Origin of the sequence: Streptomyces bacillaris, from assembly GCF_003268675.1 — a bacterium.
Taxonomy (GTDB): Bacteria; Actinomycetota; Actinomycetes; order Streptomycetales; family Streptomycetaceae; genus Streptomyces; species Streptomyces bacillaris.
Window position 1 is genome coordinate 819,402 of record NZ_CP029378.1, and the last position, 15,258, is coordinate 834,659.

Here is a 15,258-nt window from a genome sequence, read left to right on the forward strand (position 1 = left end):
GTTGCGGCGGAGTCTGCTGGGGCGGCTGCTGGGCGTGTCGGCGCTGGTCGCCGCGTGTTCGGTGGCCGCCACCGCCTGGCTCGCCGTCCAGACCACCTCGGGCGCGATCCGGCAGGAGCAGGGTCGCAACCTCACCGCCGACGCCCGGATCTACGACACCCTGCTCGGCTATGCCGCGCAGAACCCCACGTGGAACGGGGTGGACGCGACCGTACGGAAACTGGCCGAGGAGTCGGGCCGCCGCATCGCGCTCACCACGCAGAGCAGACAGCCGCTCGCGGACTCCGCCACCGCCGAGGTCCCGCCGCCGCTGCCGCCGCAGGCCTCGGCGGTGGTCGACCCGCTCTCCGTGGACACCGTCCTGGCCGCCCGGTCCACCGAGGGGCAGGGCACGGCCGCCGACCGGATCGACCCGCGCGCGGTGGGGCCGTTCCTGCTGCCGGCGGCCGAGCGAACGGAGCTGCGGCAGCTCGCAGAACGGCACGCGGCCTGCCTGAACCGGTCGGGGATCGCCGCCGACGTGGTCGTCGGACCGAGCGGACGGCCCCGGATCCAGATGGTGGGCAGCGTCCCCGAACGCGCGCTCAGCACCAAGTGCGAATCCATCGGCCTGAACGCGCCCACCCGGACCGAACGCAAGGCGCTCGACGCGCTCAACGGTCTGGCCGACGCCTGCCTGAAGCGCCAGGGAAGGGAGGGGGTGCGGCTGGACCAGAACCTGTTCTGGGGCGAGGACGTCGCCGTGACCCGGCCGGGTCAGCTCCCCTATCCCGTACCGAGCGACGCGCGGGCGGCCCGTCCCGCCCCGGTCGCGGAACCGCCCCGGGAGTTCACCGGGGAGGACGACCGGGCCATCGCCTCGTGCGTGGGGACGGCCCGCAGCGAACAGCTCGGTTCGTACGTCGCATCGCCCGCACTCCTGTTCATCGGTGACGAGGGCGGCGCGACGGTGCCCGGCTTCGACCTCTCCCCCGCCAACACCGCGAAGATCGCCGGGGCGGCGGCGCTGGTCCTGGCGCTGACCGTGGGCGCGTCGGTGCTCGCGGGCGCCCGACTGGTCCGCCCGCTGCACGCGCTGACCGGAGCCGCCCAGCGGATGCGGGACGGCGAGGAGTCCGCCTCCGTCCCGGTCTCGGGGGACGACGAGATCGCCCGGCTGGCCGCCGCGTTCAACGACATGTCCGCGCACCGGGCCCGCCTGGAGGAGCAGCGCCGGGCCATGGTCAGCGATGTGGCCCATGAGCTGCGGACCCCGCTGAGCAACATCCGGGGCTGGCTGGAGGCGGCCCAGGACGGCCTGGCGGACCCGGATCCGGCGTTCGTCTCCTCGCTGCTGGAGGAGGCGGTGCAGCTCCAGCACATCATCGACGACCTCCAGGACCTGGCCGCCGCCGACGCGGGCGTACTCCGGCTGCACCCCGAACCGGTGCGCGTCGGGGAGCTGTTGGGCCAGGTCGCCGCTGCCCACCAGGCCCGCGCGGACACGGCGGAGGTCACGCTGAGGGTGGAGTCGGCGGACGGGCGGGTGCCGGAGGTGGCGGCGGACCCGGTGCGGCTGCGGCAGGCGGTGGGGAACCTGGTCTCCAACGCCGTACGGCACACTCCGCCGGGCGGGACGGTGACGCTGCGCGCGTACGGGGGCGGGGCGGCGGGGGGCGGTGCCGGGTCCCGGTCCGAGGACGGGTCCGGGTCCGATTCCCCGACCGGGCACGGGTCCGAGGACGGGTCCGGGTCCGATTCCCCGACCGGGCACGGGTCCGAGGACGGGTCCGGGTCCGATTCCCCGACCGGGCACGGGTCCGAGGGCGGGTCCGGGTCCAGGGGCGGGCACGGGTCCGAGGGTGGGTCCGGGCCCAGGGGCGGGTCCGGTTTCCCGCCCGGTGACGTGGTGATCGAGGTGGCGGACACCGGGACCGGCATTCCGGCCGAGGATCTCCCGTACGTCTTCGACCGCTTCTGGCGTGCGGAGAAGTCCCGCAGCCGCCGTACGGGAGGCAGCGGGCTCGGGCTCGCCATCGTCCGGAAGCTGGCGGAGGCCCATGGCGGGACGGCGGGCGCGGCGAGCACGGAGGGCGAGGGTTCGGTGTTCTCCATCCGCCTCCCGGGCCCTGCGCCGACGCCCTGACGGGTCCGGGCAGGCGCCCCCCGACAGGGTCCGGGCAGATGCCCAGACGGGCCGGGGCAGGCGCCTCTGACAGGGTCCGGGTGGATGTCCTGACGCGGCCGGGGCGGGTGCCCCTGGCAGGGACCGGACAGGTGCCCTGACGGGGGCCGAGCGGGTGCCCCTCACAGGAGCCCGGGCGGGCGCCCTGATCGGATGACCACAGCGTCCTGACAGCTTCCTCATATCTCCCCGACAGCCTGGCTCCCAGCCCCGCACCCGGTGCACACCCGCACCCGGGCCCGCCGCGGGGCGACGTAGGAAATGGAGCCATCCGTATGACAGCTGTGACCACCGCTCGCCTCACCCTGCGCACGGCCGTGCTCGCCGCCGTGGCGGCCGGTGCGGTGCTGGTCCCGTCCACCGCCGCCCTCGCCGACGCGACCCCGAAGCCGTCGGCGCCCGCCGAGAGCGCCCCCGAGGTGTCGCCGGAGCGGCAGAAGGCGGCCGAAGCCGCCAAGGCCGCGGAGGCGGCCAAGGACGCGCCGAAGGAGGCCCGTCCCTCCGCCGTGCCCCGTGGCGGCGTCGCGGCGGGCGACCGCCCGGCCCCCGCCTCCGACCAGGACACGGCGGCCAAGGAGAGGGCGGCCAAGGAGGCCGCCGCCAAGCCGGAGGCCGCGCCGCGCGGTGGCGTGGCGGCCGGTGAACGCCCGGCCGGCAACGACTCCACCGGCACCACGGCCCTCGCGGGCACGGCGGCCGGGCTCGCGCTGCTCGCGGGCGCGGGCACCCTCGTGGTGCGCCGCCGCAACGGCTGACCCGTCGCCACCGTCCACCCCTGACACCGGGTGTGGCGCCGTCCCGCACCGGGGCGGCGCCACACCCGGTGGTGCCCCTGGAGCCTCCTGATGCACGCTCGCCCCTCCCTCCTCCGCCGCCACCGTCCCGCTTCGGCCGCACTGGTGGCGGCGCTGGTGACCTGCGCCGCCCTGACGGCCTGCGCGGGACCGGTGCCTTCACCCGCCACGTCCGCGGCGCCGCAGACCACCGCGCCCCCCGGCCCGGCGTCCTCCAGCGGAACCGCCACCTCCGACGCCGCCACCCCGACAACGCGGTCGGCGACGACACGGCCTCCGAACCGGCCTCGGACGCGGCCCCCACCCAGGTCTCCATCCCCTCCCTCAAGATCCGCAGCTCCCTCATGCGCCTGGGGCTCAACCCGGACGGCACGGTCGAGGTCCCGCCCGCCGAGCAGGGCATGACGGCGGGCTGGTACACGGGCGGGGCCGTTCCCGGCCGCCCGGGCCCCGCCGTCCTGATCGGCCACAACGACACCCGCTTCGGCCGGGCCGTCTTCCACGACCTCAAGGACATCGCCAAGGGCGCCGAGGTGCTCGTCCGGGGCGGCGACGGCACGTCGCGGAGCTTCACCGTGACGGGCAAGGAGACGGTGAACAAGAAGGCGTTCCCCACCGAGCGCGTCTACGGCGCCACCGCGGGCAGCACGCTGCGGCTGATCACCTGCGACGGCGCGTTCGACGACGAGGGACACCCGGTGGACAACCTGATCGTCTACGCCGAGCCGAGCTGAGCCGGGGCGAACCGGGTCGGGTCGAGTCGAATCGGGCCGAGTCGATCTTTGGCCGAATCCAGATGGCAGCGAGCCGGACAGACTCCTGGCATCCGATGTCTACCCGTGGGTAACTGCCGCTGCTTTGATGGGTGCACCCCGGTACGCCCCCACTCACTTCAGCAGGAGACCTCGTGCCGCACTCCGCTTTCCGCCGCCTTTCCGCCATGGCCCTCACCGCCGCGCTCGCCGCCGTCCCGATGGCCGTGAACGCACCCTCGGCCACGGCGGCCACCACCGCCGACACCCCGTCGCTGCGGGTGCTCTCGTACAACGCGTTCCTGTTCAGCAAGAGCCTGTACCCCAACTGGGGCCAGGACCACCGGGCGGCCGAGATCCCGAAGACGTCCTTCTTCCGGGGCAACGACGTGGTGGTGATCCAGGAGGCGTTCGACAACGGGGCCTCCGACGCCCTGCTGCGGAACTCCGCCGCCCAGTACCCGTACCAGACCCCGGTGGTCGGCCGGAGCAAGAGCGGCTGGGACGCCACCGGCGGCTCGTACTCGGCGACGACCCCGGAGGACGGCGGCGTCACGATCCTGAGCAAGTGGCCGATCGTCCGCAAGGAGCAGTACGTCTACAAGGACGCCTGCGGCGCCGACTGGTGGTCCAACAAGGGCTTCGCCTATGTGGTGCTGAACGTCAACGGCGCCCGCGTCCATGTCGTGGGCACCCACGCCCAGTCCACCGACCCGGGCTGTTCGGCGGGCGAGGCCGCCACCATGCGCAGCCGCCAGTTCAGGGCGCTGGACGCCTTCCTGGACGCCAAGAAGATACCCGCCGCCGAACAGGTCGTCGTGGCGGGCGACTTCAACGTGGACGGCCACTCCGCCGAGTACGCCTCCTTCCTCAAGGACGCGGACCTGGTCGCGCCGGAGACCAAGACGGGCCACCGCTACTCCTTCGACACCCGGGACAACTCCATCGCCTCCGAGCGCTACCCGAACGACCCCCGCGAGGACCTGGACCACGTCCTCCACCGCGCCGGTCACGCGAAGCCCGCGGGCTGGAACAACGACGTGATCAAGGAGCAGAGCGCCCCGTGGACGGTCTCCAGCTGGGGCAAGAGCTACACGTACACCAACCTCTCCGACCACTACCCGGTGATCGGCGCCGCCAACTGAACCGCCCCCTGATCAGCAGACCGATCAACTGACTGATCCACCGGCTGATCCACCGGGCGACCCTCAGGGTGGGACAATCGGGATCCTCCCCGACCCGCCCGTGAAGGACCCGCTCCATGAGCCCTGCCTCCCAGCCGTCGTTCCGCATCCACCCCGGAAGCCCCGACTCACCGGTACTGCTGCACGTACCGCACGGGTCGCGGACCGTCCCGGACGACGTACGCGGCGGAATCGTGCTGGACGACAGCGCTCTGGAGCGGGAGCTCGACCACATCACCGACGCGCACACGGCCGAACTGGCGGCCCGGGCAGCCGATTCGGCCGTGTGCGCCGCCGCCCGCCCCTGGCGCTTCGTCAACTCCCTCTCCCGCCTGGTCGTCGACCCCGAGCGCTTCCCCGACGACCGCGAGGAGATGCGCGCCGTGGGCATGGGCGCGGTCTACACCCACACCACCCACCGCGCACCGCTGCGCGCCCCGCACATCGACCAAGTCCCGCTGCTGGAGCGGTACTTCCACCCGTACGCGCAGGCGATGACGGAGGCGGTCGACGCCCGGACCGCCGCCACGGGCCGCGCGGTGGTCGTCGACGTCCACTCGTACCCGACCGCGCCGCTCCCGTACGAACTCCACGGCACCGGCCCCCGCCCGGCGATCTGCCTGGGCACCGACCCGTTCCACACCCCGCCGGAGCTGCGCGCGCTCGCGGAGGAGGCGTTCGCCGGCTTCGGGTCCACGGGTGTCGACAGCCCGTTCGCCGGTACGTACGTCCCGCTGAAGCACTACGGCACGGACCGCCGCGTCACGGCCCTGATGATCGAGATCCGCCGCGACACCTACATGACCGAGCCGGGCGGGCCCGCAGGCCCGGGACTCGACGCACTCGCCGGGGCCCTGGCGGAGCTGGTGTCCCGGCTCTGAGGCCCCGGGCGGGCAAATCCCGTACGGCTAGCCGATCTCCACGACCCGTGCCCAGGCGGGCGGCCCGGACGGGGTGTACTCGGGGTTGTCCTCCCGCCAGGTGCGGCGCCCGCGCTCCCGGGTGAAGAGGCCGACCACGGTCCGGCACGCCGGCTGCGCCTTGGGCCACGGCGTCTGACCGTCCGTCAGTACGACGACGACATCGGGGCGCGGCCGGGTCCGGAGCGCCTTGGCGAAGCCCGTACGCAGATCCGTACCGCCACCGCCCAGCAGCGGGATGCCCTCGGCGCTGCAGAGCGGATGGACGACCCGGGTCGCCGCGTCGCACGCGAGGACGGTGACCAGGTCGCGACGGCCGCCCACGGCACGGGAGATGGCGGCGACCTCCAGGAGGGCGCTGCCCAGTTCGGCGTCGCTGACCGAGCCGGAGGTGTCGATGACGACGGAGACCCGGGGCGGGGTCCGGCGCAGACTCGGCAGCACGACGCCGGGCAACCCGGCGGAGCGCCGGGACGGGCGGCCGTAGGTGTAGTCCTCCCCCGCGCCTGCTCCCGAGGCGGCCGAGCGGACGGCCGCCCCCAGCAACTCCCGCCAGGGCTGCGGGGGATGGAACGCCTCCTCCGCCCACCGCTGCCACCCCTTCGGGACGTTCCCCGGGCGCCCGTTGATGCCCTGCGCCACCCGGAAACGGACCGCGTCCTGTTCCCGCGCGCTGAGCCCGTGGGCCCCTTCGGGCCCCAACTCCCAGTCCCGGTCCAGCCCGTCGGCGCCGCTGCCGCAGTCCAGCCAGGCGAGGTACTGGGTGATCGAGCCGAGCCCGAACCGGCGCAGGTAGTCCTCCATGAGCTCGCCCGGCTGGAGCCCCAGGGTCGACGGCTGCACGACGCCCTTCGGCCGGACCAGGCCGTCCCCGTACACATCGTCGTTGATCTCGCAGTCGGCGGCGATGTTCATCCGCAGCCGGTCCCCCGGCCCGGTCAGCCCGCGCTGCCGGGCCACCCGGTCGCTGCGGCCGTGGTGGTCGCGGAGCAGGTGCGACACCTCGTGGACCCAGACCCCGGCCAGCTCCTCCACCGGGGTGCGGGCGACGAAGGCCGGTGAGACGTAGCACCGCCAGTACCGGTCGACGCCCATGGTCGGGACCCGCCGCGACTCCACGGTGTGCAGGGCGAAGAGGGCCGTCGCCAGATAGGGGCGGGCCCTGGCCGCCTGCAGCCGGGCGGCGAAGAGCTTGTCCCGGTCGAGCGTGTCCGTCGGAGCCCCTGTCGTCGGCGCGCCCGTCGTCGGCGCCCCGGTCGTGGTCATCGGCCCGCCTTCGCCTCGGCGCGGACCACCCGCTCCGACGCGCGGTCCGCCCGCCGGGACAGGGAGACCACACCGGCGAGGTGCTCGACGGCCGCCGGTACGTCCCAGTCCTCCCGGCGCAGCGCGGCGAGAGTGGTGGCGGGGACGACCACCAGATCCGGGGCCCCGGTCTCCAGCGCCCGGACGAGCAGTGCCCATGCGGCGTCCCAACGCTCCTGGTCCGGGCGGGCACGGACCGCCGCGACCACCCCGTCCAGCGTGGCCTGCCGGAGGTCGCCGCGCTCGGGCAGGACGGCCCCCGCCGGATCGGCGAGCAGTTCCTCGGGGTCCGGCAGGTCCATCCGGTCCAGGCTCGCCAGCAGCTCCAGCCCGGGCCCGTCCCCCACCGTGCCCCGGACCAGCAGGGACAGCACATCGCGGGAGGACCCGGCGGCGACCGAGAAGGCGACCAGGTTCAGCGTCATGTCCCAGCTGCGCGGCGAGGGCCAGGCACCGCCCCGGCGCGTCTCGGTGGTGGGCAGCCGGTGGACGAGCGTGGGGCGGGCCGCGAGCAGTCCGCACACCGCTCGCCGGGCGAACTCCACGGCCTCGGGCAGCCTGTCGGGGTCGAGCCGGGGCAGCGTGGTGCGCGGCCAGATCCCGCCGAGCCCCCGGACGACGACCTCGTGGTCATGGGCCCACTGGAGGTGGACGAACCGGTTGGCGAGCGGCGGGCTCAGCTCCCAGCCGTCGGCCGCCGAGGAGCGCGGGTTGGCGGCGGCCACGATCCTCACACCGGGCGGGAGTCGGAGGGAGCCGATCCGCCGCTCGAGGACGAGACGGAGCAGTGCGGCCTGGACGGCGGGCGGCGCGGTGGACAGCTCGTCCAGGAAGAGCAGCCCGCGCCCGGCCCGCACGAGGCGGACCGCCCAGTCCGGCGGAGCCATCGGGATCCCGTGCTCGGCGGGATCGTCACCCACGACGGGCAGCCCGGAGAAGTCGGACGGCTCGTGGACGCTGGCGATCACGGTGGTCAACGGCAGGTCCAGGGAGGCGGCGAGCTGGGTGAGCGCGGCGGTCTTGCCGATGCCCGGCTCGCCCCACAGCAGGACGGGCAGATCGGCGGCGACCGCCAGCGCCAGAGCCTCCAGCTGAATGTCGGGGCGCGGTTCGGTGGCGGTGTCGCGGAGGAGAGCCGTCAGGGCGTCGGCGACGGCGAGTTGGGAGGACTTGGCAGTCGTGGGCATGGGTGATCACCTGAGGGTGTGAGAAGGCCGATGAGTGGGCGTACGGAGGTGGGGACGAACTCCGCTCCGGTGGACGGAGGTTCGGCGCGGGGAGATAGTTCGGGGGGCGGTGTTACGGCGCGGACGCGAGCACCAGGCACCGATCAACGGGCAACAGGCAATGGACAACAGGCACCGGCTCAGCGCACGCCATGGCGGCGCGGACGCCGGTTCAGCGCACGGTGTTAGGGCGCGGCCGACGGTCGCCCGGACGGCGATCGCCCGGGCGACGATGGTCGAGGAGGTAGCTTCCCGGGCCGGGGTCGAGCAGGTCCGCCCGGAACAGCCCGTAGGTGATGCGGCGTTGGGCGGCCGATTCCAGCTCGTCCCGCAACGGACCGCCGCGCAGCACCGCCTCGGGCCCGAGCAGCCCTTCGACGACGGCCAGCGCTCCGGCGATGTCCCCGTGGTCCAGGCGTTCCCGGACCCCGGCCAGACAGTCGGGACGCCGGTGCGCCGCGTCGATGGCCTGGAGGCAGGGCAGAGGCGTACCGGTGAGGGCGACCAGGAGTTCTTCCCGGCGGATCTCGGCGGGGTCGTGGTCGAGCGGGGACAGCACCCCGTCGACCAGCCCGATCCGGTGCCGGGCCCCCCGGCACTCCACGAAACGTGGCTGCCCCGCCCGTTCCGTGGCCCGCGACAGCCGCGCTCCTGGACCGGCCGACAGGCCGTCCGGTACGAGGGCCCGCGCGACCAGCGGGTGGAGCTGTTCGGCGCCGATCGCGCCGGTGCGGATCAGCTCCAGGTCGGGGAGCACCCAGGTCGCCGCATCGGGCAGGACCGGCGGCACGGCTGCCGGACCCGGGCCGCACCCGGGTTCCGCCACCACGACCCGTACAGCGGACGTACGGGGATGAGGCCCGACCGACAACGGCCCGGCGTCCGCAGCGGAATTCGGCCCCTCGCCTCCGCCCCCGATCACATAGAGGAGCAGTCGGCGCCGGCCTCCGAGCCGTACGCTCACCGCACCACCCTCCCCCGGCCCCTCGGCCCGGAGCAGGATCGCCGCCTCCTCCGCCCACCGGTCGACGGCGTAGGGACGGCCTGGAGGCAGCGCCGCGAGCACACCCGGGTCGACCCCCACGGGCCCCACGGCCCCCTCGGCGGCGGCCGGGCGGTCGGCTCCGGAGCGGCTCCGCAGTTCGTCCGCCCCGGTGGCGTCCCAGAGATGGCGGTGCAGATCGAGGCGGAAGCGCCGGTTCGGGTGGGGGTGGGGATGGCGGCGGGCCCCGGGCTCGGCGTGCGAGCCGTCCCAGAGGGCGAGGCTGACCCGCTGCCCGGCGTCCGCCCAGGCGGGCGGGGTCCGGACCACCAGGTGCAGGGGGCCGCCGGGCCCGTCGCGCTCGGGGGTGTCGTAGCGGGCCAGCGCGATCGTCAGCCCCGGGCGCAGCAGCCCGTTCGGAGCGATCCTCGGCAGGTGCCAGCGCAACAGGTCGGGGGCCAGCCGGCGCAGATCGGCCCGGATCCGGTCGGCCGACTCCCGGCCATGGGTGCGGAACACGGAACGCAGCCGGAGATCGACGTCGACGCCTGCCGCCGCACACGCTCCGGCCCAGTCACCGGCCAGGCGGCGGGCGGTCGCGGTCTCGATCATGGAGGCCGGCACGGCGAACTCGCGCACGCGTGGCCAGAAGGAAGGTGAGGAAGGGGAAGAGAGGAGGGAAGGGCGGGAATCCCGTTGCGCGACAGAAGTGAGCATCAGCACTCACCTTGCGCGATCGGGTCCCCCATTCTGCTCGTGGAGTGATTCATCGCGGGCAGCGTAGCCCGCCGCGACAAGATCCGCCAGGAATATTTTCCGACCCCACGGTTCTTCGCGCAGCGGCATGGCGATCTCGACGCCCTCGGAGCGCAGCCGCCTCCACTCCGCCTCCAGGCCGGTCAGGGTGAAGGCGAGGATCAACCCGGAGGGCCGCTGGTCTCGTTGGGTGGGCGGCAGGACGTCGACGCCCCGGCGCAGCAGGACACGGACAGCCTCACGCTCACGGCCTGCCTCCGCGGGCTGCACGATCGCCGCGAGGAGGCCCTCGCTCGACCGCTCAGAAGAACACCCCGCACCGCAGCAGCACGTTGGCGTACGGCCGGGCCTCCCCCGTCCGTACGACCAGGCGCGCCGCTGCCGTACGGGCCTTCAGCTCGTCGTGCGGGACCAGTTCCAGCCCGGGGAAGTGACCGGCCAGGAGCGCCGCGGCCGCCGGGTTGGCGTCGCGGATCTCCTCGGCGGCCGTCGCGCCCTCCACCACCAACTCGTCGAGCAGCCCGTCCACCACCTCCGCGAACGACGGGGTCCCGGCGCGGAAGGCGAGGTCGACGACGCGCGGGCCGGACGGGATCGGCATACCCGCGTCGCAGACCAACACCCCGTCACCATGGCCGAGTTCCGCGATGGCTCCCGCCAGATGACGGTTGAGGATGCCCGACTTCTTCACAGCGCGTCGACCTCGTCCAGCGTCGGGAACGACACCTGAGCCCCCTGTGACGTGACCGCCGCCGCGCCCACCCGTACGGCGAAGGCCGCCGCCTCGCGCAGGTCGTCGCCCCGGCCCAGCCGCCAGGCCAGGGCCGCCGTGAACGCGTCCCCGGCCCCCGTGGTGTCGACGGCCTCGACCCTCGGGCTGACCAGACGGTCCAGCGAGTCCGTCCGGCTGTCGGCCACCAGCGCGCCTTCCGCGCCCAGCGTGATCACGACCGAGCGCGGGCCCAGGGAGAGCAGGGCCGGGGCCCAGTCCTGCGGGGTCTCCCCCGCCCCCTCGCCCAGGATGAACCGCGCCTCGTGCTCGTTGACCACCAGCGGATCGCAGGCGGCCAGCACCTCCCCGGGGAGCGGGGCGGGAGGGGACGGGTTGAGGACGAGACGGGCCCCGGGTGCCAGGCACCGCGCTGTCTCCGCGACCGTCTCCAGGGGGATTTCCAGCTGTACGGAGACGACCCGGGCGGCGGCGAGCAGCGGGGCCGCCGCCCGTACGTCCTCGGGGGTGAGCCGGCCGTTGGCGCCCGGGGAGACCACGATGCTGTTGTCGCCCGAGGGGTCCACGGTGATCAGGGCGACCCCGGTCGGGGCCCCGCCGACCAGCACACCGTCCGTGTCCACGCCCGCCGCGCGCTGGCTCTCCAGCAGCAGCCGGCCGTGGTCGTCGTCACCAACCCGGGCGAGCAGCGCCGTACGGGCTCCCAACCGGGCTGCCGCGACAGCCTGGTTGGCGCCCTTGCCGCCCGGGTGGACGGCCAGGTCGGAGCCGAGGACCGTCTCGCCGGGGGCGGGGCGGCGTTCGACGCCGATCACCAGGTCGGCGTTGGCCGAGCCGACGACCAGCAGGTCGTACCGGTCGTCGGGGGCGCTGTCGTGCATGGGCGTGCTCCCTGCTTTCGTCGGTCGGAACGGGGCGGGGCGAGGTGGGGTGAGGCGGGCGTCAGGAGAAGTCGGCCACGTTCTCGCGGGTGACCACCTTGACCGGCACCTTCACCGTCTTCTCCACCGTGTCGCCCTTCGCCGCCTTGACGGCGTTCTGCACGGCGATCCGGCCGAGTTCGCCGGGCTGCTGGGCCACCGAGGCGTAGAGCGTCCCGGCCTCGACCGCCTTCAGACCGTCCGGGGTGCCGTCGAAGCCGACGACCGACACGGACTTGCCCGCCTTGCCGCCGAGCGCCTTGACCGCGCCGAGCGCCATCTCGTCGTTCTCCGCGAAGACCCCGGTGATGTCCGGGTGGGACTGGATCAGGTTGGTCATGACGTCCAGGCCCTTGGTGCGGTCGAAGTCGGCGGGCTGCTTGGCGACCACCTTGATGCCCGGGTGGGCCTTGAGCCCTTCGGCGAAGCCCGCCCCGCGCTCACGGCTGGCGGAGGTGCCCGCCGTGCCCTGGAGGATGACGATGCTGCCCTTGCCGCCGAGCCGGTCGGCCAGCGCGTCGGCCGCGAGCTTGCCGCCCGCCACGTTGTCGGAGGCGACGAGGGTGGCGGTGTCGGCCTTGTTCACACCGCGGTCGGCGGCGATCACGGGGATGTCGGCCTGGTTGGCGCTGCGCACGCCCGGCCCCACGGCATCGGAGTCCACCGGGTTGACGATGATGGACGAGACGCCCGAACTGGTGAAGTTCTGAAGCTGGTTAGCCTGCTGCGAGGCGTCGTTCTGGGCGTCGGTGACGGTGAGGTCGATGCCTGCCTTCTCCGCCTCGGCCTGTGCGCCCTCCTTCATCTGCACGAAGAAGGGGTTGTTCAGCGTCGAGAGGGACATGCCGACCTTCTTCGCGCCCCCGGACGAACCGGAGTTGAAGTAGGAGACACCGCCGACGACGACCGCCACGGCGAGCGCGGCCCCGGCGAACTTGAGCGCTCCCCTGCGCCCGGACCCGGGCGCGCCGGGTGCGGTGCCCGCCGAGGAGGCGGCGCCCGAACCGGCCTTGCGGCGCAGGGTGTCGAGGAGGACCGCCAGCGCGATGACGACGCCGATGACGACCTGCTGCCAGAACGCCGAGACCGAGAGGAGGTTGAGGCCGTTGCGGAGGACGGCGAGGATGAGCGCGCCGATCAGGGTGCCGGACGCCTTGCCGACCCCGCCGGCCAGGCTGGCGCCGCCGATGACGACCGCGGCGATGGCGTCGAGTTCGTACCCCTGGGCGGCCTGCGGCTGCGCGGAGACCAGGCGCGAGGCCAGGACGATGCCCGCGACGGCGGCGAAGAGGCCGGAGAGCGCGTAGATGACGATCTTCTGGCGCTTGACGCGGAGACCGGAGAGCCGGGCCGCCTCCTCGTTGCCGCCGATCGCGTACATCGAACGGCCGATGAAGGTGCGGCCCAGGATCAGCGCGGTGAGCAGCCCCATCGCGATCATCACGAGGACCGGCACGGGGAGCCAGCCGCCGAGCGTGTCACCGAGCCGTGCGACGGAGTCCGGGAACGCGATCGGGCTGCCCTGCGAGATGACCAGCGAGAGACCGCGGGCGATCGACAGCATGGCCAACGTCGCGATGAACGGCGGGAGTTTGCCGTACGAGACGAGGGCGCCGTTCACGAAGCCGCAGGCGATGCCGGTGACGATCGCGAGGATCACCGCGAGGACGACCGGCACCCCGGCGGACGTGGCCGACCAGGCGAGGACCGTCGCCGAGAGGGCCGCCACCGAGCCGACGGAGAGGTCGATGCCCGCCGAGACGATGACGAAGGTGACGCCGAACGCGAGGATCGCGGTGACGGCCGCCTGCACGCCGACGTTCAGCAGGTTCTGGGTGGTCAGGAAGTCGCCGGAGAGCAGCGACATCGCCACCAGCAGGACGACCAGGGCGCTCAGCGCCCCGTTGTCGAGCAGGACGCGGCGTATCACGGACGTGCCCCCCGCGCCCGTGTCACTCTTGAGTGTCTCAGTGGCCACGGGGGCCCTCCTCTGCGTTCTTCGGTGCGGGGTGTTCGTCGGACGCCTCGGTGGAGACCGCGAGGGCCATGACGGCGTCCTGGGTGGCCTGTTCGGCGGGGAGTTCACCGGCGATCCGGCCCTGGGCCATGACCAGCACCCGGTCGCTCATACCGAGGACCTCGGGCAGATCGCTGGAGATCATCAGGACGGCGTGGCCGGACGCGGTGAGTTCGTTGATGAGCTGGTAGATCTCGACCTTGGCGCCGACGTCGATGCCCCGGGTCGGTTCGTCCAGGATCAGCACCCGGGTGTCGGCCAGCAGCCACTTGCCGATGACGACCTTCTGCTGGTTGCCGCCGGAGAGCGTACGGACGTGCTGGCCGAGGCCGGACATGCGGACGCCGAGCTGCTTCGCGATGCGTGCGGCCGCCGTACGCTGCGCCTTGAGGTCCACCAGCCCGGAGCGGGTGGCGGTACGCAGGGTGACCAGGCCCAGGTTCTCCTGTACGGAGGCGTCCAGGACCAGGCCCTGCCCCTTGCGGTCCTCCGGCACGAGGCCTATCCCGGCGCCCATCGCGGCGGGCACGTCGTGCCGGGCGAGGCGCTGCCCCCGCACGTCGACGGTGCCCGTGTCGTAGGGGTCCGCGCCGAAGACCGCGCGCGCCACCTCCGTACGACCGGCGCCGACGAGACCGGCGAGGCCGACCACTTCCCCGGCGTGCACGTCGAAGCTGATGTCGTGGAAGACACCGTCCCGGGTCAGTCCGCGCACGGAGAGCAACACCTCACCGGCGTCGGGGCGTTCGCGTGGGTACTGCTGCTCGATGCTGCGGCCCACCATGAGCTGGACGAGCCGGTCCTCGGGCGTTGAGGCGGGCACCTGGTCGATGCTGCGGCCGTCGCGCAGGACGGTGACGCGGTCACCGAGTGCGGCGATCTCCTCCAAGTGGTGGGTGATGAAGACGATTCCGACGCCGTCGGCACGCAACTGCCGGACGATGGCGAAGAGTTTGTCGACCTCTTCCGAGGTGAGCACGGCGGTCGGCTCGTCCATGATGAGGACGCGGGCCTCCAGGCTCAGCGCCTTGGCGATCTCGACCATCTGGAGCCGGGCGATGCCCAGTTCGCGGACCTTGGCGTCGGGCCGCACATCGACACCGACCCGGCGCAGCAGCTTCTCCGCGTCGGCCCGCATCCGCCGGTGGTCGACGAGCCCGAAGCGGCGCGGCTGTCGGCCGAGGTAGATGTTCTCGGCCACCGTCAGATCGGGGACGAGGTTGAACTCCTGGTAGATGGTGGCGATCCCGAGCCGTTCGGCGGCCTGGGCGTCGTCGATGCGCACCTCGCGCCCCTCGGCGAGGATGCGGCCCCGGTCGGGGCGGTAGGCGCCGGAGAGCATCTTGATGAGGGTGCTCTTTCCGGCGCCGTTCTCGCCCAGCAGGACGTGGACCTCACCGCGGCGCAGGTCGAAGTCGACGTTGTCGAGCGCCACCACACCGGGGAAGGTCTTGCGCAGCCCTTCGATGCGCAGCAACTCATCGGGGTGGGCCGCCGGTTGTCCGTCC

At 73.5% G+C, this 15,258-nt stretch carries 12 protein-coding genes; 5 read left to right on the forward strand and 7 right to left on the reverse strand.

The genetic code is table 11. From position 1 onward, the window contains the following. Positions 1-34 precede the first annotated feature (34 nt). The 5 genes from DJ476_RS03385 (at position 35) to DJ476_RS03405 (ending at position 5,775) form a co-directional block, all read left to right on the forward strand. Positions 35-2,125 (forward strand): ATP-binding protein, encoded by a 2,091-nt coding sequence (locus DJ476_RS03385; RefSeq protein ID WP_112492422.1) that lies wholly within the window; start codon positions 35-37, stop codon positions 2,123-2,125. Between the two features lie 314 nt (positions 2,126-2,439). Then, entirely contained in the window at positions 2,440-2,919 is a 480-nt protein-coding gene (locus tag DJ476_RS03390; protein ID WP_103417138.1) for an LPXTG cell wall anchor domain-containing protein, read from the forward strand. A 71-nt stretch (positions 2,920-2,990) separates the two neighbouring features. Beyond that, complete coding sequence (locus DJ476_RS03395; RefSeq protein ID WP_318294321.1) at positions 2,991-3,692, forward strand: class F sortase; 702 nt, start codon at positions 2,991-2,993, stop codon at positions 3,690-3,692. Positions 3,693-3,865: 173 nt separating this feature from the next. Continuing rightward, a complete protein-coding gene (sph, locus tag DJ476_RS03400; protein ID WP_103417136.1) occupies positions 3,866-4,855 on the forward strand; it encodes a sphingomyelin phosphodiesterase in 990 nt (329 codons plus the stop codon). A 116-nt stretch (positions 4,856-4,971) separates the two neighbouring features. Next, complete coding sequence (locus tag DJ476_RS03405) at positions 4,972-5,775, forward strand: N-formylglutamate amidohydrolase (RefSeq protein ID WP_112489795.1); 804 nt, start codon at positions 4,972-4,974, stop codon at positions 5,773-5,775. A gap of 27 nt (positions 5,776-5,802) precedes the next feature. Here DJ476_RS03405 and DJ476_RS03410 read toward each other — a convergent pair whose 3' ends face one another. The 7 genes from DJ476_RS03410 to DJ476_RS03445 form a co-directional block, all read right to left on the reverse strand. Further along, positions 5,803-7,080, reverse strand: a complete 1,278-nt coding sequence (locus DJ476_RS03410) for a vWA domain-containing protein (RefSeq protein WP_112489796.1) — start codon at positions 7,078-7,080, stop codon at positions 5,803-5,805. Beyond that, positions 7,077-8,306, reverse strand: coding sequence for an AAA family ATPase (locus tag DJ476_RS03415; protein ID WP_112489797.1), 1,230 nt, complete (start codon positions 8,304-8,306; stop codon positions 7,077-7,079). The genes DJ476_RS03410 and DJ476_RS03415 overlap by 4 nt, the downstream gene beginning before the upstream one ends. A 211-nt stretch (positions 8,307-8,517) precedes the next feature. Continuing rightward, entirely contained in the window at positions 8,518-10,044 is a 1,527-nt protein-coding gene (locus tag DJ476_RS03420; RefSeq protein WP_112492423.1) for a hypothetical protein, read from the reverse strand. 340 nt (positions 10,045-10,384) lie between these two features. Continuing rightward, on the reverse strand, positions 10,385-10,774 hold the full coding sequence (gene rbsD, locus DJ476_RS03430) for a D-ribose pyranase (RefSeq protein ID WP_112489798.1): 390 nt from the start codon (positions 10,772-10,774) through the stop codon (positions 10,385-10,387). Continuing rightward, positions 10,771-11,694 (reverse strand): ribokinase, encoded by a 924-nt coding sequence (locus DJ476_RS03435; RefSeq protein ID WP_112489799.1) that lies wholly within the window; start codon positions 11,692-11,694, stop codon positions 10,771-10,773. Before DJ476_RS03435 ends, rbsD begins: the two co-directional genes overlap by 4 nt. A 61-nt stretch (positions 11,695-11,755) precedes the next feature. Further along, positions 11,756-13,711 (reverse strand): ABC transporter permease/substrate-binding protein, encoded by a 1,956-nt coding sequence (locus tag DJ476_RS03440; protein WP_103417130.1) that lies wholly within the window; start codon positions 13,709-13,711, stop codon positions 11,756-11,758. Further along, a complete protein-coding gene (locus DJ476_RS03445) occupies positions 13,701-15,227 on the reverse strand; it encodes a sugar ABC transporter ATP-binding protein (RefSeq protein ID WP_103417293.1) in 1,527 nt (508 codons plus the stop codon). Before DJ476_RS03445 ends, DJ476_RS03440 begins: the two co-directional genes overlap by 11 nt. Positions 15,228-15,258: the final 31 nt, after the last annotated feature.

Coding starts and splice junctions, on each gene's coding strand:
- DJ476_RS03390 (WP_103417138.1), top strand. CDS start 2,440: ATGACAGCTGTGACCACCGCTCGCCTCACCCTGCGCACGGCCGTGCTC.
- DJ476_RS03405 (WP_112489795.1), top strand. CDS start 4,972: ATGAGCCCTGCCTCCCAGCCGTCGTTCCGCATCCACCCCGGAAGCCCC.
- DJ476_RS03410 (WP_112489796.1), bottom strand. CDS start 7,080: ATGACCACGACCGGGGCGCCGACGACGGGCGCGCCGACGACAGGGGCT.
- DJ476_RS03415 (WP_112489797.1), bottom strand. CDS start 8,306: ATGCCCACGACTGCCAAGTCCTCCCAACTCGCCGTCGCCGACGCCCTG.
- DJ476_RS03420 (WP_112492423.1), bottom strand. CDS start 10,044: ATGCTCACTTCTGTCGCGCAACGGGATTCCCGCCCTTCCCTCCTCTCT.
- DJ476_RS03435 (WP_112489799.1), bottom strand. CDS start 11,694: ATGCACGACAGCGCCCCCGACGACCGGTACGACCTGCTGGTCGTCGGC.